Annotated in this window: 26 protein-coding genes; 7 read left to right on the forward strand and 19 right to left on the reverse strand. The window is 61.9% G+C overall.

The window, feature by feature from the left end; all coding sequences use genetic code 11:
• Window positions 1-102 precede the first annotated feature (102 nt).
• Genes FAA86_RS00240 through FAA86_RS00250 form a run of 3 tightly spaced genes read left to right on the forward strand, consistent with a single transcriptional unit; the run spans window position 103 to window position 2,902 of the window.
• Window positions 103-1,005, forward strand: coding sequence for a carbohydrate ABC transporter permease (locus tag FAA86_RS00240; RefSeq protein WP_113458625.1), 903 nt, complete (start codon window positions 103-105; stop codon window positions 1,003-1,005).
• Window positions 1,002-1,829: a carbohydrate ABC transporter permease gene (locus tag FAA86_RS00245; protein WP_136537848.1), complete on the forward strand. Its 828-nt coding sequence runs from the start codon at window positions 1,002-1,004 to the stop codon at window positions 1,827-1,829. Before FAA86_RS00240 ends, FAA86_RS00245 begins: the two co-directional genes overlap by 4 nt.
• On the forward strand, window positions 1,826-2,902 hold the full coding sequence (locus FAA86_RS00250; RefSeq protein ID WP_136537849.1) for an ABC transporter ATP-binding protein: 1,077 nt from the start codon (window positions 1,826-1,828) through the stop codon (window positions 2,900-2,902). Before FAA86_RS00245 ends, FAA86_RS00250 begins: the two co-directional genes overlap by 4 nt.
• Before the next feature lie 13 nt (window positions 2,903-2,915).
• On the opposite strand, the gene glnT is transcribed toward FAA86_RS00250, so the two are convergent.
• From glnT to FAA86_RS00310, 12 genes are all read right to left on the reverse strand, one after another.
• A complete protein-coding gene (glnT, locus tag FAA86_RS00255; RefSeq protein ID WP_136537850.1) occupies window positions 2,916-4,223 on the reverse strand; it encodes a type III glutamate--ammonia ligase in 1,308 nt (435 codons plus the stop codon).
• An 88-nt stretch (window positions 4,224-4,311) separates the two neighbouring features.
• Window positions 4,312-5,640, reverse strand: coding sequence for an FMN-binding glutamate synthase family protein (locus FAA86_RS00260; RefSeq protein WP_136537851.1), 1,329 nt, complete (start codon window positions 5,638-5,640; stop codon window positions 4,312-4,314).
• Between the two features lie 14 nt (window positions 5,641-5,654).
• Window positions 5,655-6,341, reverse strand: coding sequence for a GltB/FmdC/FwdC-like GXGXG domain-containing protein (locus FAA86_RS00265; RefSeq protein WP_136537852.1), 687 nt, complete (start codon window positions 6,339-6,341; stop codon window positions 5,655-5,657).
• A 26-nt stretch (window positions 6,342-6,367) separates the two neighbouring features.
• Window positions 6,368-7,273: a class II glutamine amidotransferase gene (locus tag FAA86_RS00270; protein WP_136537853.1), complete on the reverse strand. Its 906-nt coding sequence runs from the start codon at window positions 7,271-7,273 to the stop codon at window positions 6,368-6,370.
• Window positions 7,274-7,362: 89 nt separating this feature from the next.
• Window positions 7,363-8,022, reverse strand: coding sequence for a helix-turn-helix domain-containing protein (locus FAA86_RS00275; RefSeq protein ID WP_136537854.1), 660 nt, complete (start codon window positions 8,020-8,022; stop codon window positions 7,363-7,365).
• An 81-nt stretch (window positions 8,023-8,103) separates the two neighbouring features.
• Entirely contained in the window at window positions 8,104-9,093 is a 990-nt protein-coding gene (locus FAA86_RS00280; RefSeq protein ID WP_377344432.1) for a YeiH family protein, read from the reverse strand.
• Between the two features lie 155 nt (window positions 9,094-9,248).
• Complete coding sequence (locus FAA86_RS00285; protein WP_136537856.1) at window positions 9,249-10,304, reverse strand: TRAP transporter substrate-binding protein; 1,056 nt, start codon at window positions 10,302-10,304, stop codon at window positions 9,249-9,251.
• Between the two features lie 23 nt (window positions 10,305-10,327).
• Window positions 10,328-11,617, reverse strand: coding sequence for a TRAP transporter large permease (locus tag FAA86_RS00290; protein WP_113458859.1), 1,290 nt, complete (start codon window positions 11,615-11,617; stop codon window positions 10,328-10,330).
• Complete coding sequence (locus FAA86_RS00295; RefSeq protein ID WP_136537857.1) at window positions 11,617-12,207, reverse strand: TRAP transporter small permease; 591 nt, start codon at window positions 12,205-12,207, stop codon at window positions 11,617-11,619. The genes FAA86_RS00290 and FAA86_RS00295 overlap by 1 nt, the downstream gene beginning before the upstream one ends.
• Before the next feature lie 193 nt (window positions 12,208-12,400).
• On the reverse strand, window positions 12,401-12,919 hold the full coding sequence (smoA, locus tag FAA86_RS00300; RefSeq protein ID WP_113458861.1) for an NADH-dependent FMN reductase SmoA: 519 nt from the start codon (window positions 12,917-12,919) through the stop codon (window positions 12,401-12,403).
• On the reverse strand, window positions 12,919-13,812 hold the full coding sequence (locus FAA86_RS00305; protein WP_136537858.1) for an aldo/keto reductase: 894 nt from the start codon (window positions 13,810-13,812) through the stop codon (window positions 12,919-12,921). Before FAA86_RS00305 ends, smoA begins: the two co-directional genes overlap by 1 nt.
• Entirely contained in the window at window positions 13,812-14,969 is a 1,158-nt protein-coding gene (locus FAA86_RS00310) for an LLM class flavin-dependent oxidoreductase (RefSeq protein WP_136537859.1), read from the reverse strand. Before FAA86_RS00310 ends, FAA86_RS00305 begins: the two co-directional genes overlap by 1 nt.
• A 111-nt stretch (window positions 14,970-15,080) precedes the next feature.
• On the opposite strand from FAA86_RS00310, the gene FAA86_RS00315 reads away from it, so the two are divergent.
• The 3 genes from FAA86_RS00315 to treZ all read left to right on the forward strand — a co-directional run bounded on the left by FAA86_RS00315 (window position 15,081) and on the right by treZ (window position 18,810).
• On the forward strand, window positions 15,081-15,782 hold the full coding sequence (locus FAA86_RS00315; protein ID WP_136537860.1) for a GntR family transcriptional regulator: 702 nt from the start codon (window positions 15,081-15,083) through the stop codon (window positions 15,780-15,782).
• 37 nt (window positions 15,783-15,819) lie between these two features.
• The gene (locus FAA86_RS00320) at window positions 15,820-16,962 is read left to right on the forward strand and encodes a Gfo/Idh/MocA family protein (RefSeq protein ID WP_136537861.1); all 1,143 of its coding nucleotides are present in this window, start codon (window positions 15,820-15,822) and stop codon (window positions 16,960-16,962) included.
• A 78-nt stretch (window positions 16,963-17,040) separates the two neighbouring features.
• On the forward strand, window positions 17,041-18,810 hold the full coding sequence (treZ, locus tag FAA86_RS00325) for a malto-oligosyltrehalose trehalohydrolase (RefSeq protein ID WP_136537862.1): 1,770 nt from the start codon (window positions 17,041-17,043) through the stop codon (window positions 18,808-18,810).
• A gap of 18 nt (window positions 18,811-18,828) precedes the next feature.
• Here treZ and FAA86_RS00330 read toward each other — a convergent pair whose 3' ends face one another.
• The 3 genes from FAA86_RS00330 to FAA86_RS00340 form a co-directional block, all read right to left on the reverse strand.
• Window positions 18,829-19,740 (reverse strand): cobalamin B12-binding domain-containing protein, encoded by a 912-nt coding sequence (locus FAA86_RS00330; protein ID WP_246034963.1) that lies wholly within the window; start codon window positions 19,738-19,740, stop codon window positions 18,829-18,831.
• Window positions 19,741-19,860: 120 nt separating this feature from the next.
• The gene (locus tag FAA86_RS00335; RefSeq protein WP_136537863.1) at window positions 19,861-21,777 is read right to left on the reverse strand and encodes a 1-deoxy-D-xylulose-5-phosphate synthase; all 1,917 of its coding nucleotides are present in this window, start codon (window positions 21,775-21,777) and stop codon (window positions 19,861-19,863) included.
• Window positions 21,778-21,949: 172 nt separating this feature from the next.
• Window positions 21,950-22,336: a c-type cytochrome gene (locus tag FAA86_RS00340; protein ID WP_136537864.1), complete on the reverse strand. Its 387-nt coding sequence runs from the start codon at window positions 22,334-22,336 to the stop codon at window positions 21,950-21,952.
• Window positions 22,337-22,503: 167 nt separating this feature from the next.
• Here FAA86_RS00340 and FAA86_RS00345 point away from each other — a divergent pair, with 167 nt between their 5' ends.
• A complete protein-coding gene (locus FAA86_RS00345; protein WP_136537865.1) occupies window positions 22,504-22,950 on the forward strand; it encodes a TspO/MBR family protein in 447 nt (148 codons plus the stop codon).
• Here the strand turns inward: FAA86_RS00345 and FAA86_RS00350 are convergent.
• The 4 genes from FAA86_RS00350 to chlG are packed head-to-tail and all read right to left on the reverse strand — an operon-like array spanning window position 22,917 to window position 26,757.
• Window positions 22,917-23,219, reverse strand: coding sequence for a hypothetical protein (locus FAA86_RS00350; RefSeq protein ID WP_136537866.1), 303 nt, complete (start codon window positions 23,217-23,219; stop codon window positions 22,917-22,919). The two genes, FAA86_RS00345 and FAA86_RS00350, sit on opposite strands and share 34 nt — an antisense overlap.
• A complete protein-coding gene (locus FAA86_RS00355; RefSeq protein WP_136537867.1) occupies window positions 23,216-24,421 on the reverse strand; it encodes a geranylgeranyl diphosphate reductase in 1,206 nt (401 codons plus the stop codon). The genes FAA86_RS00350 and FAA86_RS00355 overlap by 4 nt, the downstream gene beginning before the upstream one ends.
• A gap of 35 nt (window positions 24,422-24,456) precedes the next feature.
• Window positions 24,457-25,821 (reverse strand): BCD family MFS transporter, encoded by a 1,365-nt coding sequence (locus tag FAA86_RS00360; protein WP_205910020.1) that lies wholly within the window; start codon window positions 25,819-25,821, stop codon window positions 24,457-24,459.
• A gap of 12 nt (window positions 25,822-25,833) precedes the next feature.
• Window positions 25,834-26,757 carry a chlorophyll synthase ChlG gene (chlG, locus tag FAA86_RS00365; protein ID WP_136537868.1) on the reverse strand — a complete coding sequence of 308 codons (924 nt, stop codon included), beginning with the start codon at window positions 26,755-26,757 and terminating at the stop codon, window positions 25,834-25,836.
• Window positions 26,758-26,760: the final 3 nt, after the last annotated feature.

Here is a 26,760-nt window from a genome sequence, read left to right on the forward strand (position 1 = left end):
GGTGATTGGCGCGCCTGCCCAACAAACCTCCCGGAAGGTCGTCCCCGCCATGGTGCGGGGGCGGCCGGCCCGGACGAGATCACCGGTAGTGCGGAGACATGAATGCGCAAGATCCTGACCAGCCTGACCGACGGGCGGGGCTTCGACCTGGGCCTCGTAACGCTGCCGCTTGGCTTCCTTTTCCTGATGTCCGGCCTGCCGCTCATCTACAACGTGCTGATGAGCTTTCAGGAAGTCGATATGTTCTCGCTGGGAACCTTCTTTCGACCCTTTGTCGGCTTTGACAACTATGTGACGCTGTTCTCTCAGCCACAGACCTGGCCAATCCTTTGGAACACGGCACTTTTCGTGGTCGCCTCCATCGTCGGTCAGTTCGTCATCGGTTTCTCGCTGGCGCTCTTCTTCTGGGTGAACTTTCCCGGCGCTTCGTGGCTCCGTGGTCTCTTCCTCGTGTCGTGGGTCATGCCGGGCCTTGTGGTCGGTGCGATCTGGAACTGGATCCTCTCGGGCGATTTCGGTGTGTTGAACTACATGCTGCGCGAGAGTGGCATCATCTCCAGCAATATCTTCTGGCGGTCCGACCCCGACTTTTCGCTCTGGGCGGTGATCATCGCCAATATCTGGCTCGGGACGTCCTTCAACATGATCCTGCTGTCGGTCGGCCTCTCCGCCATTCCGAAAGACCTTTACGAGGCCGCCGAGCTGGATGGCGCCAATGTCTGGCAAAGGTTCTGGACCATCACGCTTCCGATGATGCGTTCGACGATCGGTGCGATCATCTCGCTCGGCTTGATCTTCACCTTGCAACAGTTCGACCTGTTCGCCGCGATCACGTCCGGCGGCCCCAACAATTCGTCCAACGTCACGCAGTACTGGGCCTGGGATCTATCCTTCCGGCAGTATGACTTCGCTCAGGGTGCCACGATCTCGGTCATCATGATCGTCTTCGTGATGTTCGCCTCCGTCGTCTATGTGCGTTCGACACGACACGAGGTGCGCGGATGAGCGAGACCACCCGAAACAGGCTGATGCTGGCGATCGCGCTTGTGCTTGCCGCAATCTATCTCTTCCCGCTTTACTGGATGTACATCACCACCCTGAAAAGTGGTTCGGCGATGTTTGCAACACCGCCCAGCTTCTGGCCGTCGGATCCGCAATGGTCGACCTATGCCTATGTCTGGGAGAGCCGCAATCTCGCCCGCTACATGTGGAATTCGCTGGTCATTGCCGTCGGTGCGGTCAGCCTGATCACGGTGCTCGGCACGGGCTGCGCCTATGTGCTTGCCCGTTATCGCAACCGCTGGATCGATGTCGGGCTCTTCCTCATCCTGATGCTGCAGGTTCTGCCGGCCTCGCTGATGATCACGCCGATCTTCGTCGGCTTTTCCCAGCTCGGCATGCTCGACTATCCGCGTCTTGCGGTCATCATCGCCATTGCCGCAAAGAGCATGCCCTTTTTCGTCGTCCTGGTGCGCGCCACCTTCATGAGCGTGCCGATCGAGCTCGAGGAGGCGGCCCTCGTCGATGGCAATTCCCGCATCGGAGCTTTCTTCAACATCGTGCTGCCGCTTGCCCGAAACGGCATCCTGGTCGCGGCCATCCTGATCTTCATGCAGGCGTTCGGCGAGTTCGTCTATTCGAAGTCGATGATCCAGGCTGCCGAGCTTCAGCCGGCAAGCGTCGGTCTGAACACCTTCATGGGGCCGAATACCAATGAGTGGAACAATATCATGGCCTTCGCCTCGATCTATGTGACGCCCATTCTCGCGGCCTTCGTCCTTCTGCAGCGCCGGATCGTCTCCGGGCTCACGTCTGGAGCTCTCAAATGACCCATCAGATCGAACTTTCCGGCGTCAACAAATACTATGGCGCCTATCACGCGCTGCGGGATATCGACCTAAAGATCAAGAAGGGTGCCTTCGTCGCACTTGTCGGGCCGTCCGGTTGCGGCAAGTCGACCCTGCTGCGGTCATTGGCCGGGCTCGAGAGCATTTCAGGCGGCGATCTGATCATCGCCGGTGAGCGGATGAATGGTGTGCCGCCGCGAAAGCGGGATCTTGCCATGGTGTTTCAGTCCTACGCGCTCTATCCGCATATGACCGTCGAGGAGAACCTCACCTATTCGCTGCGCATTCGCGGCGTGAAGAAGACGGAAGCCAGGAAGGCCGCAGAGGAAGTGGCCGCAACGACGGGCTTGTCGAACCTCCTGCATCGCTACCCGCGCGAACTCTCCGGTGGTCAGCGTCAGCGCGTTGCGATGAGCCGGGCGATCATCCGGCATCCCAAGGCCTTCCTGTTCGACGAGCCGCTCTCCAATTTGGATGCTGCGCTTCGCGTCCACATGCGCAAGGAGATCCGCTCGCTGCATGACCGGCTGGGCGCGACCTCGGTCTATGTCACCCATGACCAGATCGAGGCGATGACCATGGCGGATCATGTCGTCGTCATGCGGCAGGGGGTTATCGAACAGCAGGGGGCACCGCTCGAACTCTACGACCGTCCGGTCAACAAGTTCGTGGCGGGCTTCATCGGTTCGCCCGCCATGAATTTCATACCGGCGACCGTCGGCGCCGATGGCAAATCGCTGGCGCTTGACCTCGGCACGCCGCAGATGATCGCGCTTGATCGCCCGGTCCCGTCATCGTCACGGCTGCTTGTCGGATTGCGGCCCGAGCATCTGCGGCTGGTTCCGGACAGCGAGGCGCAAATCCGGCTGCCGGTTGGCATTGTCGAGAGCACGGGGTCGATGACCTACATTACCTCGGCCGGCCAACCGGAGATCAATGTGGTCGTTTCCGAACGCCAGTCGCTGCGTCATGGAGACACGATGGCGCTCGGCTTCGATCCGGCTCATCTGCATCTGTTCGATGCCGAGACCGAGCAGCGGATCGAGGTTGCCTGACTTGGATCAAGCGTCAGACATCGAGGGTTGTCTGGCGCTCCCAGGCGGTGAAATGACCGCAATAGCTGTTCCATTCGTCATGCTTGAGCTTCAGGTAGGCCTCGGAGAACTGAGAGCCGAGCGCTGACTTCAACTCATCGTCCTGCTCCAGAGCGCGCAGCGCGTCGAGCAGGTTCAGAGGCAGCCTCGGCGCATCCTTCACCGTATGGCCATCGCGGTACATGTCGATGTCATAGTGGGGGCCGGGATCGGCATTGCTCTTGAGGCCGCTCAGACCCGCCGCGATGATGATCGCCTGCAGCAGATATGGGTTCACTGCGCCGTCGGGCAGGCGGAGTTCGAAGCGACCGGGGCCGGGCACGCGGACCATATGGGTCCGGTTGTTGCCGGTCCAGGTGACGGTGTTGGGTGCCCAGGTGGCGCCTGAGACCGTGCGTGGCGCGTTTATGCGCTTGTAAGAATTGACCGTCGGATTGGTGATCGCAGCCAATGCCGAGGCGTGTTTCATGATGCCGCCGAGGAAGGTCTTGCCCTTGGCCGAGAGGCCGAAGGGCATGTCCCTGTCGGCGAAGACATTCACCTTGCCGTCGGGATCCCAGACCGAGATATGCGCATGGCAGCCATTGCCGGTTAGGCCCTTGAAGGGTTTCGGCATGAAGGTCGCGCGCAGCCCATGCTTCTCGGCGACGGATTTGACCATGAACTTGAAGAAGGAATGCTTGTCCGCCGTCTTCAGGGCATCGTCATATTCCCAGTTCATTTCGAACTGGCCGTTCGCGTCCTCATGGTCGTTCTGGTAAGGCTTCCAGCCAAGCGCCAGCATGTGGTCGCAGATCTCGGCGATGACGTCGTAGCGGCGCATCAGCGCCTGCTGGTCGTAGCATGGCTTGTCGGCGGTATCGTACTGATCCGAGATCATCTCGCCGTCAGCGGAGATCAGGAAGAATTCTGCCTCGACCCCGGTCTTGACGCGAAGCCCCATATCCGCGGCTTCTGCCACCAGCTTTTTCAACACCACGCGCGGCGCCTGGGCGACGGGCTGGTCGTCCATCATGCAGTCGGCAGCGACCCAGGCGACCTCAGGCTTCCACGGCAGCTGGATGACGGATGAGGCGTCAGGGATGGCGAAAAGATCGGGATGAGCCGGCGTCAGATCGAGCCAGGTGGCAAAGCCGGCAAAGCCTGCGCCTTCCTTCTGCATATCGGCGATGGCCTGAGCGGGGACCAGCTTGGCGCGCTGGGCGCCAAAGAGGTCGGTATAGCTGATCATGAAGTATTTGATGCCTCGCTCCTTGGCGAAGCCTGCCAGATCCTGTGTCACGTCGTTCCCCTGTTTTTATGGATTGAGACACATCGGTTGAAAGAAGAATGGCCGCATCCGTGGTATCAGGATGCGGCCATTCTGGTGGTTAGAAGCCTCCCTTTCCGGGATACCAGCTGGTGCCGGCAAGAGGCACCTGGGCCATGGCGGCGGCCTCCATCGTGAGCGCACAGAGGTCCTCCGGCTCCAGATTGTGGAGCTTGTTTTTGCCGCAGGCGCGGGCGATGGTCTGCGCCTCCAGCGTCATGACCTTCAGATAGTTGGCGAGCCGCCGTCCGGCCGCGACCGGGTCGAGGCGAGCGGCGAGCTCGGGATCCTGGGTGGTGATGCCGGCGGGGTCCTTGCCCTCGTGCCAGTCGTCATAGGCACCGGCGGTGGTGCCGAGCTTCTGGTATTCCTCTTCCCATTTCGGGTCGTTGTCGCCGATCGCGACGAGCGCTGCCGTGCCGATCGCCACCGCATCAGCGCCAAGGGCCAGGGCCTTCGCGACATCGGCGCCGGAGCGGATACCGCCCGAGATCACGAGCTGCACCTTGCGATGCATGCCGAGGTCCTGGAGTGCCTGGACGGCCGGGCGGATGCAGGCGAGGGTTGGCATGCCGACATTCTCAATGAAGACGTCCTGGGTCGCCGCTGTCCCGCCCTGCATGCCGTCGAGCACCACCACATCGGCGCCGGCCTTCACCGCAAGCGCCGTATCATAATAGGGGCGGGCGCCGCCAACCTTCACATAGATCGGCTTCTCCCAGTCGGTGATCTCCCGCAGTTCGAGGATCTTGATCTCGAGATCGTCGGGGCCGGTCCAGTCCGGATGGCGGCAGGCGGAACGCTGGTCGATGCCCATGGGCAGGTTGCGCATCTGGGCGACGCGATCGGAGATCTTCTGGCCAAGCAGCATGCCGCCGCCGCCAGGCTTTGCTCCCTGGCCAACCACCACTTCGATCGCGTCGGCGCGGCGCAGATCCCGAGGGTTCATGCCGTAGCGGGAGGGAAGATACTGGTAGACCAGCTTTTCGGAATGGCCGCGCTCCTCGTCGGTCATGCCGCCGTCGCCTGTTGTGGTCGAGGTGCCGGCAAGCGTCGCGCCGCGGCCCAGCGCTTCCTTGGCGTTGCCGGACAGCGCGCCGAAGCTCATGCCGGCAATGGTGATCGGGATCTTCAGTTCGATCGGCTTCTTCGCAAAGCGCGTGCCGAGAACCACCGAGGTATCGCATTTCTCGCGATAGCCTTCGAGCGGATAACGCGAGATCGAGGCACCGAGGAAAAGCAGGTCGTCGAAATGCGGGACCTTGCGTTTGGTGCCGCCGCCGCGAATGTCATAGATGCCGGTGGCGGCCGCACGGCGGATTTCGGCGAGCGTGTGGTCATCGAAGGTGGCGGACTTGCGCGGCGGGGTGAAGGGGTTGTGGTAGCTCATGGCCGGTCCTCGCCTCAATACGCGTCGGCATTGTCGATGTTGAAATTGTAGAGCTTGCGGGCCGAACCGTAGCGCTTGAACTCCTCGGGCTTGGCATGCGTCACGCCGGCTTTGGCCAGCAGTTCGGCGAGCTTTGCGAGATGCTCCGGGCGCATTTCCTTCTCAATGCAGTCGGCACCGAGGCTTCTCACCGAGCCGCGCACGAAGAGCTTTGCCTCGTAGATGCTGTCGCCAAGCGCTTCGCCGGCGTCGCCGCAGACGACGAGGTGGCCGGACTGGCCCATGAAGGCCGACATGTGGCCGATCGAGCCGTGCACGACAATGTCGATGCCCTTCATCGAAATACCGCAGCGGGAGGCGGCATTGCCCTTGATGACGAGTAGGCCGCCGCGACCGGTGGCACCGGCATATTGCGAAGCGTCGCCCTCAATGACCACCGTGCCGGACATCATGTTTTCGGCAACGCCCGGGCCGGCAGAGCCATGGATGGTGACGGTACCGCCGTCATTCATGCCGGCGCAGTAATAGCCGACCGAGCCCTTTACCTCGACCGTCACAGGCGCATCGATGCCGACGGCAACAGCATGGTGGCCCCGCGGGTTCACCACTTCGAACAGGGTGTCGTTCGAGCCTTCGCCGAGATTGTGGAGCGCGCTGTTCAGTTCTCGAAGCGGGGTATGGGAGAGGTCGAAGATTGGCACTGTGCAAGCTTTCTCGGTATCGCGGATCAGGCGGCCTTTTCGTGGTCCCAGAAATAGACGGTTGCGGGCTCCGGCTCCCAGACGCGGGCGGTCTCGATACCAGGCAGATTGACGAGCGCCCGGTATTCCGAGCCGAAAGCGACATACTGGTCGGTCTCGGCCATGACGGCGGGCTTGCAGGCGATCGGGTCGCGCACCACGCCGAAACCGGTCTTTGTGCCGACGACGAAGGTGAAGAAGCCGTCGAGATCATCGAGAGCGCCGGTGAGTGCCTGACCCAGGTCCTTGCCCTTGGCCATCTCGGCTGTGAGATAGGCAGCGGCGACTTCGCTATCGTTCTGGGTCTCGAAGGACATGCCTTCGCGGATGAGCTCGCGGCGCAGGTTGTTGTGGTTCGACAGCGAGCCATTGTGCACGAGGCATTGGTCGGCACCTGTCGAGAAGGGGTGCGCGCCGAGCGTCGTGACGGCGCTTTCGGTCGCCATGCGGGTATGGCCGATTCCGTGGGTGCCGCCCATGGCGCGGACGCCGAAACGCTGCACGACATCCTTGGGAAGGCCGACTTCCTTGAAGATCTCGACGCTTTCCCCGGAGCCCATGATGCGGACATTGGGGCGGATATCTCTGAGGATGTCCCGGATCTCGCTCAGCCGGCCGGCGTCGATAGAGATCACCGCGTGTGTGCTCTTGACCGCAACGTCTGTATCCATGCCGACCTTGGCCAGATCATCGGCGAGATCAGAAAAATCGCTCTCGGGCGCGGAAGACTGGATGGTCACCTTGGCCTTTTTCCCGTCAACGCCGCCATAGATCGCGATGCCGGCCGAATCCGGCCCGCGATCGGTCATGGTGATCAGCATGTCGGAGAGAAGATCGCCGAGCCGGGGCTCCAGCGCCTTGTCCTTGAGAAACAGACCTACAATGCCGCACATGGCCACGCCCTCCAAAGTCTCTGGAGAAAGGGCTAGCAGCGGCATCCGAAAAAATCAATCGAAAGGAATAAAGTTTTCCTGAAGGGCAACTAGCGTCGCTGCGGATAGGAGATGATCGAGAGATAGCGGGCCGGCAATTTCACCAGTTCTTCCGGCCCGTGTGGAGCGTCAGCGTCGAAGAAAAGGCTGTCGCCTGCCTGCATCCGGTAGAGGCTGTCACCGTGGCGATAGACCACTTCGCCCTCGAGCATGTAGAGAAACTCCATGCCCTCGTGCTGAAAGGTCGGGAAGATGTCCGATTCAGCGTTGAGCGTGATGAGGTAGGGCTCCACCACGACACCCGATGTGTTGTTCTCGATATGGCCGAGCAGGCTGTAGTGGTGACCGGCGCGGGTTCCGCGTCTCTCCAGATTGACCCCTTCACCCGCCTTCACGAAACTTGCCGATTTCGGCTCCTCGAAGCCACGGAAGAAGGCGGTGATCGGCATGCCCAGTGCCTTCGACAGCGCCTGAAGCGTGGTCAGCGAAGGCGAGATGTTGCCGTTCTCGATCTTCGAGAGCATGCCGACCGACATGCCAGTCGCAGCAGCGAGGTCTGCCACAGTGATACCGAGTTTCTTGCGATAGGTGCGCACCTCGTGGCCGATCGCCATTTCGAGATTGTTGGCGCGAGGCTCACGAACGGCATGAGGATCCTGCGTCAGTGCAGGCTTCGAAGCACCGGGCGCTGTCTTGGTCTTCTTGGCCATAAATCCTCCTCACACTCCGCCAACGTCACCCGATGCCTTAGCGGATTCTGCGCGTCAGCCCAATGCTCCGCTATCCGTTCGTCACAGGCCGACGAAGACCAGAACAGCCAGAACAAGTGCCGCCAGGAAGACGGTGTCGGCAACCAACAGGCCGATTGCGCGTCCGCCGATCTTGAACACTTCCGGCAGGGAGGTCTTGACGCCGACGGCTGCGATGGCGACGAGCAGCGCCCAGCGCGAGATCATGCCGGCCCATTCTCCGACTAGGGGCGGGATGCTGACCAGCGAGTTCAGGGCAGCGAGCAGAAGGAAGGCGACCACGAAGCCGGGCAAGAGGGGCGGACGCTTGACGTCGCCGGACACCGTGCGGCGGAAGGCGAGGGCGGCGACCAGCACGACGGGTGCCAGCATGGTGACGCGGATGAGCTTCACGAAAACAGCCGTTTCGCCTGCCGGTACCGAGACGGAGAAACCGGCACCGGCGACCTGAGCGACGTCATGAATGGTCGAGCCCAGGAAGATCCCTGTCTGGTGGTCGTCGAGTCCGGCGAGGCTTGCCAGGATCGGGTAGAAGATCATGGCGAGTGTCGACAGCATCGTCACGCCGATGACGGTGAAGACCATTTGCTGGTCGGCTTCTTTGCTCCGGTTGCCCAATGTCGCGGAGATCGCCAGTGCCGCCGAGGCGCCACAGATAGCGACCGCACCGCCGGTGAGCACGCCGAACTGCGTGCCCTGTCCTGAGAGGCGCGAGGCGAGAATGCCGAAGAGGATGGTGAGCAGAACCGCGCCGACGATCATGGCAATGACGGCAGCACCCAGTTCCGCAAACATCGCAACACTGACGCGCAACCCGAGCAGCGCGATGCCGAGCCTCAGCACCGTGCGCGAGGCGAAGTCGAGACCAGCAGCCGTCTTCGGGTCTTCTGCCAGAAAGTGCAGAGCGAGGCCAATCAGGATGGCGAGCAACATCGCTGGTGCGCCATAGTGTTCCGACAGAAAGGCCGACGCCAGAGCGATCAGGACGGTGACGGACAGGCCCGGAAACAAGGTCTGCCAGCGCTCACGCATGGTCATGGGGCGGCTGTCTCGCTCTAGCTCGGGCGAGGCAGTGGACGGATCTGGCATGGAACACCTCTGATGGGATCGCCCGGCGAATGATGGCATGGATGATGCCAAGGGCGGCGGGATGGGATGCGCGGGGTGACCGCGCATCCCCCTAATTATCAGTTCAAATCGGCTGCGCGCTCTGCGTCAACCTTCTTCTGCGCATCGGCAACTGCCGCCGTGAAGAGATCGAAGACTTCTGCGCCACCGGTCACGTTCGCCTTGAACCAGTCGAAGACAGGAGCGACGGCTGTCTTGAAGGCTTCCTTTTCTTCGGCGGTCGGCACATAGATCTCGCCGCCGGCCTTGGCGAAGTCCTGGTAGGCAGCGATTTCCTTGCGCTTCGGCGAGGCGAAGGTTGCCTGCTGGAGGGCGGCAAAGCCGTCAACCACGACCTGCTTCTGTTCCGGCGTCAGAGCCTGGAAACGATCGTTCGACATCCACCAGAAGGCGCCCATGTAGCTGTGACCATCGAGCGTCAGGTGCTTGAGGCCTGCATCCGGAAACTTCATCGACATGATGTCGGTGATGCCGTTGGCAGTGCCCTCGACCACGCCGGTCTGCAGCGAGGTGAAGAGTTCCGGCCACGGGATCGGGGTCGGTGCGGCACCAACGGCGGTTGCAACCTGCTGCGGCAGGTCGGCCGGCACGGTGCGCATCTTCAGACCCTTCAGATCGTCAGGCGACTTCACCGTCTTCTGCGTGTTGGCATAGTTGCGCCAGCCGCCGGTGTTGCCGATGGTCATCAGGCGGATCTTGTTGTCGCTGTCGGCCAGCGCCTTTTCACGCAGCTTGCGGGTAAAGTCACCCGTCAGCACCGTCTCGGCCACGCGGTCGTCGCTCATCAGGTAAGGCAGGTCGAGAACCTGGATGTAGGGGAAAAGGCCGGCAGCACCACCCGACGTGGAGATGTAGATGTCGATCGAGCCGTCGGCGACGCCCTGAAGGCATTCCTCGCCGGTGGCGCAAAGCTGGGTGCCGATGAAGAGTTCGACGGCGATCGCACCATTCGAGGCGTTCTCGACATAGTTCTTGAACACGACGAGGCCGTCATAGTCCTCGTCGTTCTCGTTGGAGTTTGCGGTGGCGCGAAGCGTGATGTCTGCCGCCTGTGCGACACCGGTGATGGTGAGCGCGCTGGCCAGCAGCAAGGTTTTCAACATGGACTTGAGCATTGTGGTTCCTCCCTGTTCTCAAGTTAGTCGACGAAGCCCGCGAGGCGCGGGAGCGTGAGGGTCAAGGCCGGGAAATAGGTGATCAGGAAGATCACGACGATTTCCGCCGCCAGGAATGGCAAGGTGGCCCTGGCAATCGTTTCAACCTTCAGACCTGAGACCGAAGACGAGACGAAGAGTACCAGGCCCATGGGTGGGGTTAGAAGACCGACGGTCAGATTGACCGCCATGATGATGGCGAAGTGGACGGAATCGACACCCATCTGGGTGAAGATTGGTCCAAGGATCGGGCCGAGGATGATGATCGCGGGACCCGCATCCAGGAACATGCCGACGACGAAGAGCAGAAGGTTGATCAGCAGCAACAGGACCAGCGGGTTTTCGCTGAGGCTCAGAATGATCGAAGCAAGCAGTTCCGGCGTGTGCGACAGGCTTGCGACCGTCTTGAAGGCCATGGCCGCGCCGACCAATAGAAGGACGACCGCCGAGGTCATGGCAGCCCGCATCAGGATCTTCGGCATATCGCCGATCTTCAGCGTGCGCAGAACGAAGAGGCCAATGAAGATCGCATAACCGACCGCTACGGCCGAGGCTTCCGTCGGCGTGAAGATGCCGCCGAGAATGCCGCCCATGATGATGACGGGGGTCATCAACGGCCAGAAGGCGTTGAGGCTGGCGCGTCCACGTTCCGGCCAGGTGGCCCGGGTCGTTGCCGCTGGCAGGTTCTCGCGATCGGCAAGCAGGTAGACGATCACCATCAGGCTGAGGCCGATCAGGATGCCGGGGACGATGCCGGCCAGGAACAGTGCCGCAACGCTCTCGCCCATCACATAGGCATAGATAATCATGATGCCGGATGGCGGGATGATCGGGCCGATGATCGATGAGGCGGCGGTGACGGCGGTGGCGAAACGTCTCGTGTAGCCCTGCTTCTCCATGGCCGGGATCAGCATGGATCCCAACGCTGACACGTCCGCCACCGCAGAACCTGAAAGACCGGCAAACAGCATCGAGGAGAGGATGTTGACGTGGGCAAGGCCGCCGCGCAGGTGGCCGATCAGCGCCTGGGCGAATTCCACCAGGCGCGTGGTGATGCCGGCCCGGTTCATCAGCTCACCCGCCAGCATGAAGAAGGGGATGGCCATCAGCGGGAAGCTGTCCATACCGTTATAGACATTGCGATAGAGAAGAACGATGTCGCGTTCCTGGCCGTTCAGCCAGAGGAGAATGCCGGGCGCTGCAATCAGGCCGAATACGATCGGGAAACCGAGCAGCAGGAGAACCATGAACAGGGGCAGGAAAAGGGTCAGCATCACTCGGCCCCCAGCCCGCCGAGGGAGGCCACCGGCTCTAGCGACTTCTTATGTCCGGAAAGCTCGATCAGGCTGCGCAGGATGAGCTCGATGTTGACCACGAACATCATGGTCACACCCGTCGCCAGCGATGCCATCATCCAGCCGCGCGGTACCTTCATCCAGGTGCTGAGGTCGAGAGAGGTGGGGACGGCAATTGCCGGCATGGCGAAACGCCCGCCGAGTCCGGTTACCTCCGCCCAGCCGATGCGCATGCCGACGTATAGCAGCACGATCGAGAGCACTAGGAACAGCAGGGCAATAAGGCTGCCCACCATGCGCGGGAAGATGTCGAGAACCATGGTGATGGCCACGAAGCCGCCCTGGCGGAACGCCGTCGGCACCATCAGACCGGTCATCCAGAGCATCAGGAAACGGGCAGCTTCCTCACTCCAGGGAAGGGCGTTGCCTAGGATGTAGCGGAAGAAGACCTGTATCAGGATGAAAACGAGCATGATGCCAAGGGCACTGGCCCCCAGCCATAGTCCGACCGTCAGCACGGCGGCATTCAGCCGGCCGAGCAGATTGGTCAGGTTCGAAAGTGCCTTCATGTCTCCACCCGTTACTTGTCATCGGTCAATTCGGCGCAACTATCGAAGACTCTTGCCCGCCGCGCAAACACGGCTGTTCCCCTTTCAGGTCCGCGGGGAGTAATTTCCTCCTTGCGGACTTGTTCCGGATCGTCCTCGATCGTTCCGCCGCAGCATGTGTTTCATGCCGCCGACGACCTCCTCCCATTGCGTCTCAGACGGCGAAGCGTCCGAACCGTCCCCCTGAGAAGCACAGCGGTTCTCCCTGCCGATGTGCAACCCTTAGCACCTTGCCGATGATGATCGTGTGATCACCGGCGTCATGTTGCGCCTGCTCGGCGCATTCGAAACGGGCCAGCGTGCCCGGCAGAACCGGCACGCCTTCGTCGTTGAACCTGACGTCGATCCCGTCAAAGCCGCTGCCGCCACGGGTGAAGGCAGCACTCAGATGGTCCTGATCTGCGCTCAGCACGTGGATCGCGAAATGCCGGGCGCCCGTGAAGGCACCGTACCTGGACGAGCTCTTGGCCGGCGACCAGAGGACCAGCGGCGGGTCCAGCGACACCGAGGCAAAGCTGTTGACCGTCATGCCGATGGGGCCGTCTGCGGTCATTGCCGTCACCACGGTCACACCGGTGGTGAAGCTTCCAAGCGCATTACGATAGGCGCGATGGTTGTCCGCCTCCGGAATAAAGACGGCTTCCAAGGCATGAATGTCATTGGCTGCCATCATCAGGCGACCTCCCGACCGATCGCGAGCGTGTAAAGTTCGAACCAGGTCTGGCGGTCCATCTCGACCTTGGTGGCGTCGGCAATCTTTGTAATGCGGTCGAGCGAATTGGTGCCCATGACCGGAAGGATCGTCGCCGGATGACGCAGCAGCCATGCTGTTGCGACCGCAGTCTCGTCTACGCCGTGCTCTGCGCCGATCCGCTTCAGGGCTGCGAGGAGTTCCGGCTTCGAGCCGTCCAGCAGACGCCCGCCACCGAGCGGCGACCATGCCATGGGCGGCACCATGCGCTCCTGCAGATAAGCAAGGTCGCCGTTCACAAAGCTATCGGTCGCGAGCAGGCTCATCTCGATCTGGTTGGTGACGAGGTTGTTCTCCATCGACGACTGCAGGAGCGAGAAGTCCCAGGGCCGGAAGTTGGAGACGCCGACGGCGCGCACCTTGCCGGAGGCGACCAGCGCGTCGAGAGCCGGGCCGGTTTCGTCGGGATCGATCAGCGGATCGGGGCGATGGATCAGCAGCAGGTCGACATGGTCGGTGCCCATGTCGGTGAGCGAGGCTTCGACCGAGGCGGTGATGTGAGCCGCCGACGTATCGTAGTACTTGACGCGGGCTGCCGAATGGCGACCGACCGGGGCGACGATATCGCATTTGGTGACGATCTCGAGCTTGTCGCGCAGGCCGGGCGCGGCCTTCAGGGCGTTGCCGAGGATCGCTTCGGCGGTATAGCCACCATAGATGTCGGCCTGATCCATGGTCGTGATGCCCTGAGCAAGGCAGGCCTCGATCTTGGCCTGCACATGCTTCGGCGAGGTGTCGGCATCGTCGCCGATGCGCCACATGCCGTAAACGAGGCGGCTGAAGGTGAGGTCAGGGGTAAGATTGACGCGCTGCATCAGCGACGAACTCCATTTCCGAGAGGTGTGGCGGGCATTTCCGCGGGAACGCGGCCATAGGCGTGGGGTAGCGAGACGGTCTTCAGTTGCGGCAGAATCTTGGTGCCGAAATGAACTGCCTCGTCGATATGCGGGTAACCCGACAGGATGAAGGCGCGAATGCCCATTTTCCGGTACTCTTCCAGCTCCGAGAGGATCTGGTCGGTCGAGCCGACAAGGGCCGCACCACAGCCGGAGCGGGCGCGGCCGATGCCGGTCCACATGTGCGGTTCGATATAGCCGAACTGGTCGGCGAGTTCGCGGGCCCGGGCCTGATGGGCGACACCCAGCGAAATCGAGTCATGCGCGCGATCACGGATGAGCTTGCCGTATTCGTCGTCGAGCTTCGAGACGATGTATTCGGCGTATTCGCGCGCTTCCTTTTCGGTGTCGCGAACGATCATGTGTACGCGCAGGCCGTAATCCAGTGTCCGGCCATGGGCTTCGGCGCGCGCATGCACGGCCTTCATCCGCTCGGCGAGCTGCTCCTTTTTCTCCGGCCACATCAGGTAGACGTCGCATTGCGCGCCGCAGAGCTCGAGAGCATCGGGTGAGTAGCCGCCGAAGTAGAGCAGAGGGCCGCCATTCTGCTGGTAGGGGCGGGCGGGTTCGGTTGAGACGCCCTTGAACTGGTAGACTTCGCCCTCGTGATCGATGGTGTCCCGCGTCCATGCCTGGCGCAGGATCTCGACCACCTCGTGGCTGCGCTTGTAGCGGAAGGCGCTATCGGCGACTTCGCCCGGAAAATCCGAGCTGATGACGTTCAGCGTCAGACGGCCCTTGAGCATGTGGTCGAGGGTCGCGACCGTGCGCGCCAGCATGATCGGCTGCATCTCGCCGCAGCGAATGGCGGCCAGCATGTTGATCTTGGATGTGATCGGGGCGCAACCGGCCACGAAGCTCAGCGTGTCCTGGCCAACCTGGTACGAGGACGGGCAGAGGATGTTACGGAAACCGAGCTGCTCGGCCTTTTGCACGATGTCGGAGCAGTGTTCCCAGCTCGAGCGGAGTGCGCCGTCAGGCACGCCGAGGAACTGATAATCGTCAGAGCAGAGTGCTGCAAACCACGACACTTCCGCGCCATCGAGATCGGCTGATGTGACGGGCACGACAGTCATTGAGGTCTCCTCCAAGGCTCCAACTTTCCTCTTGCCTAACACCCGATTTGATGTAGATCAATAGTGTATCAATTTTTTCTCAGCGATACCGAAGTGCCACAGAACCCCGCGATGCAGCCCCCCGGCAGCCTTCCGATCTATGTCCAGATCACCGAACTCCTGGTGCGCGACATCGCGGCAGGGCGGCTGATCGATGGCGAAAAGCTGCCGCCTGAGCGAGACATGGCGGAAGAGCTCGGGATTGCAGTCGGGACCCTGCGCAAGGCGCTCGCGGAGCTGCAGAACCGCGGGCTGCTGGAGCGGATCCAGGGCTCCGGCAATTACGTGCGGGCAATCTCCGATCCGAAGTCGGTCTATGCGATGTTCCGTCTGGAACTTCTCGGTGGCGGCGGACTTCCGACGGCGGAGATCCTCACCATCGATCGCTTGGCAAAGCCTGCAGACCTGCCGGCCTTCGGCACGTCCGGCGAAGCACACCGGATCCGCCGTCTGCGGCGTCTTTCGGGGAAGCCTGCGGCGCTTGAGGAGATCTGGCTCGACGGCTCCTATATCGAGACCATCGATCCCGAGGCCGTGTCGGAATCCCTCTATCTCTTCTACCGCACCAAGCTCTCGCTCTGGATCGCCCGCGCGGAGGACCAGATCGGTCTCGATGCCGTGCCCGACTGGGCGCCCGCAGTCTTTGGCCAGAAGGCCGGAGCACCGATCGTTCATATCCAGCGCATCAGCCAGGACCAGGAGGGTTTTCGCGCAGAAGTGTCGCGGACCTGGCTCGACCATACCGTCGCGCGCTACGTCGCGCGGCTGAAATGACAGGGACGCGAGAGGCGGCCCAACTCAGGAGGAAAGAGTGGCAGGACTAAAATACGGGATCATCGGTTGCGGTATGATGGGGCAGGAGCATCTGCGCAACATCGCCCTTCTGCCGGATGCGTCGGTGGTGGCGATCTTCGAACCTGACCCCGGCATGCGGGCGTTGTCTGCAGAGGCCGTGCCGACGGCAGAGATGGTGAGCTCGGTCGAGGAACTGCTCGCAGTCGAGGCGGTGAATTGCCTTCTGATTGCCAGCCCGAACTATCTGCATCTCGACCAGCTCGAGAAGATCGCAGCGATCCGGCCGCTGCCGGTGCTGGTCGAAAAACCGCTCTTTACCGACCCTGCCGATGCGCCCCGTCTTGCCGCACTTCGAGCCGCCTATCCGGCGCCGATCTGGGTTGCCATGGAGTACCGCTACATGCCGCCGGTGGCCCGTATGATCGACGAGGCTGAGGATGCGACGGGCGGCATCCGCATGCTGACCATCCGCGAGCATCGCTTCCCGTTCCTCGAAAAGGTCGGGGACTGGAACCGCTTCAACCGCAACACAGGCGGCACGCTGGTCGAGAAATGCTGCCACTTCTTCGACCTGATGCGGCATATCCTGAAGTCCGATCCCGTCCGCATTATGGCTTCGGGCGGGCAGTCGGTGAACCATGTCGACGAGGTCTATGACGGCAAGCGGTCCGACATCTGGGACAATGCCTATGTCATCGTCGACTTTGCCTCCGGTGCGCGCGCCATGCTGGAGCTTTGCATGTTTGCGGAGGGCGCACGCTATCAGGAAGAGATCTCGGCGGTGGGGCCGAAGGGCAAGATCGAATGCCTTGTGCCCGGTCCGGGGCGCTTCTGGCCCGAGCATCTCGGAGAGCCGCCGATCGCCCAAGTGATCGTTTCGCCGCGAGATCCTAAGGGCCCGCATGTTGTCGAGATCCCGGTCGATCCGCAATTGCTGGAGGCCGGCGACCACAATGGCTCGACCTTCTACCAGCATCAGCGCTTCCAGAAAGCGGTGCGGGGCGAGCATCCCGTTGAAGTTGCCCTCGATGACGGATGGTGGGCGGTCGCGATGGGACTTGCCGCGCAGCACTCGGCCGAAACGGGGCAGGCCGTGAGCTTCCCGCTCGCATTTTCGCCAGAAGCACGCGTCAAGCAGAAGTTGTCGTTGCAGGCCTGAATGGCGGCCTGATCAGCGCGCGAACAATTCGTTCGTTGCGGCGTTGGAGCCCTTGTGCGAGCGCAAGGAGAGCCAGTGGTGAGCGAGTATGTTTTTGGCCCCGTTATCAGGGATGACGGGGTTCTGTTTCGGCTATGGGCGCCACGATGTGACACGGTTTCCCTGGAACTAGAGGGAGCAGCAATAAGAGAGATGGAGAGGCAGCCCGACGGTCAGTTCCATCTCCTGGTACCCGAGGCAAAGCCCGGCATGCGGTACCGGTTCCATCTGCCGGACGGGCTGGTCGTTCCGGACCCCGCCAGCCGTCACCAGCCCGAGGACGTCTTCGGCCCGAGTGAATTGGTCGATCTCTCACACTACCGCAGACCAGATCCGATCTGGCAGGGCAGGCCCTGGGCCGACATGGTAATCTACGAGCTGCATGTCGGCACATTCACGGAAGAGGGGACGTTTCGAGCGGTGATCGAGAAGCTCGACCATCTCGCCGGACTGGGGATCACGGCGATCCAGCTCATGCCGATCGCGGACTTTCCGGGAAGCCGAAACTGGGGCTATGACGGCGTGCTGCCTTATGCGCCCGACAGCGTTTACGGGCGGCCGGACGATCTCGTCGCGCTCGTGGAGGCGGCGCATCAGAGGGGGATCTCCGTCTTTCTCGACGTGGTCTACAATCACTTCGGACCGTCCGGCAATTTCATGGCGGCCTATGCGCCACTTTTCTCGCCGCATCATCAGACACCCTGGGGTGACGGGGTCAATTTCGATGATGAACAGAGCGAGATGGTTCGCGCGTTTCTGATCGAGAATGCACTTCACTGGCTCGAGGAGTATCGGATTGACGGGCTGAGGCTCGATGCGGTGCATGCGATCCGTGACGACAGCAAGCCGCATTTTCTCGACGAGTTGGCGATGCGTGTCAGGCAGCGTCTTGGGGATCGACATGTTCATCTCATTGTCGAGAACGAGGAGAACAACCCGCGTCTACTAGAGCGATCAGGCTCAGACGCCCCTCTCTTCAACGCACAATGGAATGATGACATCCACCACGCGCTGCATGTGGCAACCAGTGGAGAGACCTTCGGGTATTATGGTGATTACGAAGAAGCGGGTCCGGCGCTGGCAAGGGCGCTTGCCGAAGGCTTCGTCTTCCAAGGCCAGGTGATGTCCTTCAGTGGCGAGACGCGGGGGCAGCCCAGCGGCCATATTTCGCCTGTCGCCTTCATCTCCTTCCTCCACAATCACGACCAGATCGGCAATCGCGCGAATGGCGACCGCATCATGGCGACCCTGCCGGAGCCAGCGCTCGCCTTCGCCGCCGCGATCGTTCTGCTGTCACCCCAGATCCCCATGCTCTTCATGGGCGAGGAATGGTCGTCGCAGCGGCCTTTTCCCTATTTTTGTGACTTCGACGAGGAACTGAACGCCGCCGTGCGAAAAGGCCGGCGGCAGGAATTGTCCAAGCTTCCGGGCTTTGACGGTGAACATGTTCTCGATCCCACGTCGGAGGACACATTCCGCTCGGGTATCCTCGATTGGGAGGCTGCGACATCCACGCCCGGCACGACCTGGATTGACCGCTATCGCCAGTTGATCACGCTGCGGCGGGAACGCGTCGCGCCTTTGCTTCCCCTTATGGATCAAGGCGGGCGCTACGTGCTTGATGGTGCGGCCATCCGGGTCGAGTGGCCGCTCAATGACGGGCGATCTTATATTCTCGTGGCCAACCCGACGGATGGTGCTGTCGAGACGCATATGGAAAGCGATCTGGTCGATGTCGTCTACGCGCAGGGGGAGCACAAGCCGGATGGTCTTGGTCCCTGGTCGCTGGTCTTTGGCATCAAGCAGTGAGGATCTTGTGCTGGGGGCTTAGCCCATGCGATCAGCAAGGTGCATGACTTCAAGGGCGGATCGGGCGACCATATCGGCGCCGATGCCTCCGAAGGCCTGCGGGTTTTTCATGACCGCCGGGCCGCCGACGGCGATCTTCATGGCGGACAGGCTGCGGTTCGACTGAATGCGGCGGATGGCAGACGCACATTCGTCGACTTCATCGATCTGGCCGACCGAGATGCCCAGCAGGCTGTAGGACGAGTTGGACAGGCGCATGTAGAGGCTGTCGTTGAGCTCGAGATCGGCACCGCCATCGACATCCCAGCCCATGTCGCGGAAACAGGAAGCAACGATCGAAACGCCGATCGTGTGCATGGCGCCTTGCGTTCGAGCGAGCAAAACACGGCGCGCCTTCTGGCGATCGCGGATCGTCTGGCTGCGGTTTTGCGATAGATGATTGACGATCATGCCGAGGCGTGTCGAAGCAATGGCGACCTGAATGAAATCCGTCTCGTCATTGCACCACAGCCGGCCGAGATGAGCCGCCACCGGCGAGAAGAGCTGGATCGCCAGAGTGTGCATCGGCAGTTCACTGCGCTGCAACTCTTCGATAATCTCCCGATGCGCCCGCGGATCGGGCTGGATCAGGGCCTGTGTCAGTGCGGCGCGGTAGGCGATCGCCTTGTCGGTTCCCGGCAGTTCGCGGGCCTTCGGATCCAGTTCAGGGTGAAGATGGAAATCGATCTCCGGCGGCATTTCGCCGTCGTGGAGATGCGTCGACAGGTCCGGATGGCTTGCCCCCACCAGCCGGGGTACGGCTCCGCGGATCGCGCTTTCGAGAATGCGCTGCTCGAGGCTTGTCAGCTTGTTGTCGGCTTTGGATAGTTCAGGCTTACCGTCCGTATACGGAGGGTCTCCCGACGATCCCCCCTTCTTATCACCCGCCATATCACCCTCCCGGTCATCGGCTTGGGCTTATCCGCTCATCCCGATGGGATAGTACTTCATTCTTTCATCTTCGCCAAACTTCTCGTGGTCGTATACGTCTTTTACCGCCTTAAGGTTTAGTCAGCGATCTTCGGCACGGTGCAGACGTGCAGGCAGTTCGGCCTGGCCGGCGATTGTCGACCGGCGTAGATCCGCATTGGGCCTTGCGATGCCAAGCCCACTGCGCGCAAGGGCCGCGATGTGACGGGCGGTCAGCTTCGCCTCTTCGTACATGTCATCGGGGCTTGCCTGTGCGATGAATGTATCGGGCAAGGTCATGGTGCGCAGGGCGCAGCGGCCGTCGAGCATGCCCCGGTTGGCGAGATGGTGGAGGACGAGGGCGCCAAATCCACCGGTGGCGCCCTCTTCGATCGTGATCAACATCGTATGATTGTCGACGAGGTCGGCGAGAAGTGCCGTATCCAGCGGCTTTGCAAAGCGCGCGTCCGCGACGGTTGCGGAGATGCCTTCCAAAGCCAGAAGCCGGCGCGCCTTCAGACAGTCCGCGAGCCTTGTGCCGAAAGACAGAAGGGCTACCTGGCTGCCTTGTTCGATGATCCTTCCCCGGCCAATGGGGAGAATTTCTCCTCTGGTCGGCAAGGTCACGCCGGTTCCTTCTCCGCGGGGATAACGGAAGGCGATCGGCCCATGATCATGGGCCGCGGCGGTCGCGACCATATGGACCAGTTCCGCCTCATCGCTGGCAGCCATCACGGTGAAGCCCGGCAGATTTGCGAGACAGAGAATGTCGAAGGATCCGGCATGGGTCGGTCCGTCAGCGCCGACAAGGCCGGCGCGGTCGATCGCAAAGCGGACGGGAAGGTGCTGCAGGGCGACATCGTGGACGATCTGGTCATAGGCCCTTTGCAAGAACGTTGAATAGATCGCGCAGAAGGGCTTCATGCCCGCCGCGGCAAGACCGGCGGCGAATGTGACTGCATGCTGTTCGGCGATCCCGACATCGAAGGTACGCTTGGGAAAACTCGCCTCGAAGCGATCGATGCCGGTGCCTGCCGCCATGGCCGCGGTGATCGCCACGATCCGGTCGTCATGCCCTGCTTCCTGGATCAGGGCATCGGCAAAGACCTTGGTGTAGCTCGGCGCCTTGGGCTGGCCCTTGGCCTGAACGCCCGTATAAACGTCGAACGGGTTTACCCCGTGATATTTGTCGCCGGACGTCTCGGCCGGTGCGTAGCCCGCCCCCTTGCGGGTGACCGCGTGCAGCAGGATCGGGCCATTCCGGGCGTCTCGCAGTCTGGCCAAAAGGGGCAAGAGCGTATCCAGATCATGACCGTCGACGGGACCGTGATAGTCGAAGCCGAAGTTCTCGAAGAGATTGCCGGAGTTTGCGCCCGAGCCCTCCCGCACGGCAGCAAGGTGCTGTTGCAGGGCCCCGGTCGATGCGGAAATCGACATGTCATTGTCATTCAGGATGACGATCATCGGCCGGCCTGACCTGCCCGCATTGTTCATGGCCTCGAATGCCATGCCGGCAGACATTGCTCCATCCCCGATAACGCAGACGACATGGCCCTGCTCATGCGTCAAATCCCGCGCGGTCGCAAAACCGAGGCCTGCGGAAATCGAGGTGGAGGAATGGGCGGCGCCGAAGGGGTCGTAGTCGCTTTCTGCGCGGCGGGTAAAGCCAGACAGGCCGTTCTTCTTGCGAAGGCTCAGCATCCGCGCGCGGCGGCCTGTCAGGATCTTGTGCGGATAACATTGGTGACTGACGTCCCAGATGATCGTATCGCGGGGCGCCTCAAAGACGGCATGGATTGCGATCGTCAATTCGATCACACCAAGGCTCGAGCCCAGATGCCCGCCCGTTTCCGATACGATGCGGATGGTTTCGCCCCGCAACTCCCCGGCCAATTGGACAAGGCTCCGGCTGTCCAGAGATTTCAGATCGTCAGGGCCTTGAACTCGATCGAGTAAGGGAGTGGCGATGTCATTTGCACGAGACAAGTCCACTGTGCTCTCCTCCCAAGCAGAGCCCATATCCCGCGGTGCCCTGCTTCATCGAGTGCCACATCGACACTGTCAGTCAGCGCTTACCTGGGTATGGTCCAATAACTGCATATTCGGAGAAGTCGGGCGGTATGTAAACTTTTTTTTACACTTTGCCGCGGAAATCCGCCGGGCGTGCTGCGCCCGGCGGATCTTGAAGTCATCAGGGAGCGGGATGCGCCTTCAGGAAGGCGATGACGTCCGCAATTTCCTTCGGATCTTTCAGCCCCGCAAACGCCATGCGGGTGCCTTTGACCACGCCGCGGGGATTGGCGAGATAGGCCGTCAGCTGAGCGTCATCCCAGACCTTGCCCGCGCCGAAGTCCGTCATGGCCTTGGAATACTTGAAACCTTCTGCGATGCCAGGCTGACGACCGACCACACCCTGCAGCGAGGGGCCGACCTTGTGTTTCGCGTCGGCCACGTTGTGACAGGCGGTGCACTTCTTGAAGACGGTCTCGCCGGCCGCCGCGTCCCCTTCCTGAGCGAAGGCGTTAGAAGACAGCAGGAGTGCTGCGGCGGTGCATGCGGCTGCAATTATCCTCGACATGTGTATCCTCCCATGGCATCGCGGATGAAATTGATATGTAATGCTGGCATGACGTTCGACCAGCCCGGTCGATTCCGGGGATGGTCTGCCTCACAAGGCGGTGCGCTCCATGGAACCGCAATGCTGGCTTCGATCTTCCTATACGAAACCAACCCCGGAGCCGGATCATGGCCGCAGCCGTCCTTCTTGTGATCGTTCTCGCCGCCGCCTCGAGCGGGGCGATGTTCAAGCCCGGCGAATGGTATGAAACGCTGCGCAAACCCAGCTGGACGCCGCCGAAGTGGGCCTTCCCCGTGGTCTGGACGATCCTCTATGTGATGATCGGCTATGCGGGCTGGCTTGTTTGGACGAATGGCGGCTGGTCTCTGCCCATGGCACTCTGGGCGCTTCAGATGGTGACCAATGCTCTGTGGTCCTACTTCTTTTTCGGGATACGGCGCATGGACATCGCGCTCGTCGATGTTGCCGTCCTCTGGCTTTCCGTGGCGCTCTTCATCGTGACGGCATGGTCCCTGGTGCCGCTCGCCTCTCTCCTGTTCGTACCCTATCTCGCCTGGGTTACCGCGGCGGCCGCGCTCAACTATTCGGTCCGGCGGCTCAATCCCGACGCCTGATCGGCGAGCCTCATCTTCAAGTCGACGAGGAAAGCAATCAGCGACGCGGCAAGCAGGGCTCCAAGCCAAAGAACGTGTGCCTGCCGCATCGCCAGTCCGAAGGCCGCAAGCAGACAGCTTCCCGAAATGGCGTTGGGCGCGAGTGTCTTGATCACGAGGTCGGGGCGAGGCGATCGCATGGCGACGGCGGCGATCACCGACCACAGCACGAGAACCGCAACCACACTGATCCAGCCCGAAATGAAGATCTGCGTCAGCCATGCCGTCATCTCTGCCCCGCGGGGATGCCGAAGAGCTGGGCAAGATCCTTGGCGAAGACGCGCAGGTGCGCCAGCGGATCCCGTCGCACCAGCTTCTTGTTCAGATAGGATTCCCAGGTCAGGCGCTGAACATCCGGGTCCGCACACATGGCGACAAACTTCTCGCGAAGCCGGTCGTTGCGATACCAGATCATCTGCATGATCCCGAGGATCAGGAAGACCCGGCCATGCGCCTGCATGAAGCTTCGTCGCGCCTGCGCCAGGGCTCGCCCGTTGCCGGCCAGCAGAGACGCGTGAACCGCCTCAGCCGAAAGGCGGCCACACAGCATGGCATAGTAGATGCCTTCACCGGAGGATGGTGCCACCGTGCCCGCGGCATCGCCGGCGAGCAGCACGTTGCGGCCATTGTCCCACCGCTTCATCGGTTTCAGCGGGAGGGGCGCACCCTCGCGGCGGATGACACGACAGTCCTGGAGACCGGCCGCGCGTTTCAGGGCTTTGGTGGCTTCGCGGATGTTGTGACCTTTGACGGCCGTGCCGGTGCCGATGCTCGTCTGTCCCCCATGGGGGAAGACCCAGCCATAGAAGTCGGGGGAGATGCGACCGTCATAGACGACATCGCAGCGGTCGGCCCTGAAGATTTCCGGCTCTGCATCCTGGGGGCTTTCGACGATTTCATGATAGGCGAAGACATAAGGTGGCTTTTTGGCTGCGGGGAACATCATCCGTCTGACAGCGGAATTTGCGCCGTCTGCGCCAATGACACGGCGTGCTCTGATCACGATCGACGCCCGTTCCGTCTCGCCATCGGTCTGGACGACGGTGAGATCGAGAGTTCCTTCATCACTCTCTTCCATGCCGTCCAGCTTTGCGGTCAGTCGATCAGCGCCTGCCTCTTCGGCGCGTTTGCGCAGGTAGGGATCGAAATGGGCACGGTCGACCATTCCGACATAGCCTATATCGCCGATGGCCATCTCGACGGTCTTGCCCGAGGGGGCAATGATGCGGGCGGCATTGGCCCGCGCGACGAGTTGGCTTTCGGGAATTGCAAAATCTTGAAGCGCCCTTGATGGAATGGCGCCCCCGCAAGGCTTTATCCTGTTGTCCGGATCGACCAGGACGACCGAATGGCCCTTCTGCGCCAGTTGTTCTGCCGCCATGGCGCCGCAAGGCCCTCCGCCGATAACGGCGACATCATAGATCTTCGGCATGCGTGTCTCCCTGCCGGATCGACCGGCGTTGGGGTTCATTCTCCAGGCATGATGGCTGCGTTTGACAGGGTGGCTGACCGTGTGGCGACGTGCTGGCCGATACGGGTCGCGACCACAGCGGAAATCAGGAAGAGGCTCGCCTCGATCGTAAACACGGCAGCAAAGGCCAGGGCGTCGCTTGCCGTCAGCCACCGCCCGATATCGAGCGCCACGGTTCCAAGCACGCCACCCAATCCGAAGGCGATGGCCTGTGCTGCGCCCCAGACTCCCATGCGCATCCCATAGTTCGATTTGTGCCCTTTTCCGGCGAGGATCATCATGGTGCCGACGGCTGCCACAGCAAAGGCACCATTGGTGGCACCCAGCAGAAAGATGTTGACCTCGAGAGGCCAGAGCGGTGCTGACTGCGTCGAGACGGCAAGCGCCGCAAGGGCAAACGCCGAGCCGAAGCAGCCTCCGACGATGAAGCTGCGCGGCAGGCCCAGGTATCGCTTGCCAAAGATTGCGGTCGAAACGCCAACGAGAACCATGCCCAGGAGAACGCCGGCATGCTGGGTGCCGGACAGGCTGGTCGTTTCTCCCGGCGTCATGCCGAAAAGAAGGCCGGCATAGGGTTCCAGGATCAAATCCTGCGTTGCGAAGGCCAGCATGGAGACGAAGATGAAGAGGGTGAAGAGGCGTGCTTCCTGGTCTTGCAGCACGTCCTGAAGGCTCTCCCGGAAGCTCGATGTCGGAGCGCCCTCGTCCTTCTGGTCGACCGATGGCTTGGCCTCCATGCCGGCCACGCCGATGAGGCCGATGCCGAACGCCACGATCCCGGCTGCTGCGGTCACGGCGATCAGACGCTCATGGGAATAGGGATCGAGCTGTGCGCCGACGATGATCGAGGTGACAATGATGCCGGTGATCATCAGCATCCAGGTGATGGTGGCGGCGGCCGCGCGTCTTTCGACGGCTGTCTTCATCGCGATCAGCGCGAGCAGTGAAGTGCCCGATGCTCCAATCCCGATGCCGATCAGGGCATAGGCGATGATGGCGGCCAAGATGCCGAGAAGGAAGGAATGCTCGAAGAGCAGCGTTGTGGCTGCGGCGCCGGTGCCTGCCAGTGCCAGAAGTGCAAGGCCACCGAGGATCCACTGCGTTCGGGAGCGGCCGGTGTCGGATTTGTGGCCCCAGACCGGTCTTGTGATCTGGACGCCGTAATGCAGCCCGACAAGCAGGCCGGGAATGACGGCGGCAAGACCGAGTTCGACGATCATTACGCGGTTCAAAGTCGAGGTTGTGAGCACGACGATGGCCCCTAAGGCCGCCTGGACGAGCCCCAGCCGAACGATTGACAACCAGCTCAAGCCTGACGTGACTGTGACGCTGTTTCCGCCTGTGATCGACATGTTGGGCATCGCCGTTGCCTCCTATCCGGCCGCGACTGAAGGGACGAGCTGGGAGCCCATCGAGACCGCGGCGGCCATCATGCCGCTCACATAAAGGCCGACCCCGATTGCCGAATACCAGACGGCTTTGCCTTCCGGATCTCGCAGAAAACTGATCATGCAGAGGATCTGCAGGGCGAGCACGGCGGTGACGAGGATGGCGCCGGTGATGAGATTGGCCTCTGCCAGAACAATGATGACCCCGATCTGCGACGCTGTCATAATCAGGCAGGCGATGCGGGCGGCATTTCCCGCACCGTGCAGAACCGGGAGCGTGCGCACACCCATCTGCCGGTCACCCTTGATGGACTTGAAGTCATTCAGCGTCAGGATCCCGTGCGCGCCCAATCCGTAGAACAGGGCGACCAGCAGGGTGCGCGAACTGGGGGTTGATCCAAGCGCTGCCGTCGCGGCCGTGATCCATGGCAGCGTTTCATAGCTCAGCCCGACCACTCCGTTGCCGATCCAGCCGTTCTGCTTGAAGCGAAACGGGGGCGCGCTGTAACCCCAGGCGAGTGCCAGACCGATGGACGCGGCGGCAAACACGAGGGGACCGAGCAGGGCCGCCACGAGCATGGACAGAATGGACATGATGATGGCGACCGCCAGCCCCCACTGGCCGGGCATACGTCCTGACGGGATGACCCGGTTCGGCTCGTTGATCGCGTCGACATGGCGATCAAACCAGTCATTGACCGCCTGGCTTGTGCCACAGAGCAGGGGGCCTGCGAGAAGAACGCCGAGGGCGACAGGAAGCCAGCGATCACCAAGCCCGGCGCCCGAGGCGATGGCGCCGCAGGCATAGGCCCACATCGGTGGGAACCAGGTGATGGGCTTCAAAAGCTGAACGACCGCCGCCGCGGACGGATAAGAGGCTGCCGGAACATGTGAAGGGATCTGGGCCATGAC

It is taken from the genome of Rhizobium rosettiformans W3 (assembly GCF_004912135.1).
Lineage (GTDB): Bacteria > Pseudomonadota > Alphaproteobacteria > Rhizobiales > Rhizobiaceae > Allorhizobium > Allorhizobium rosettiformans.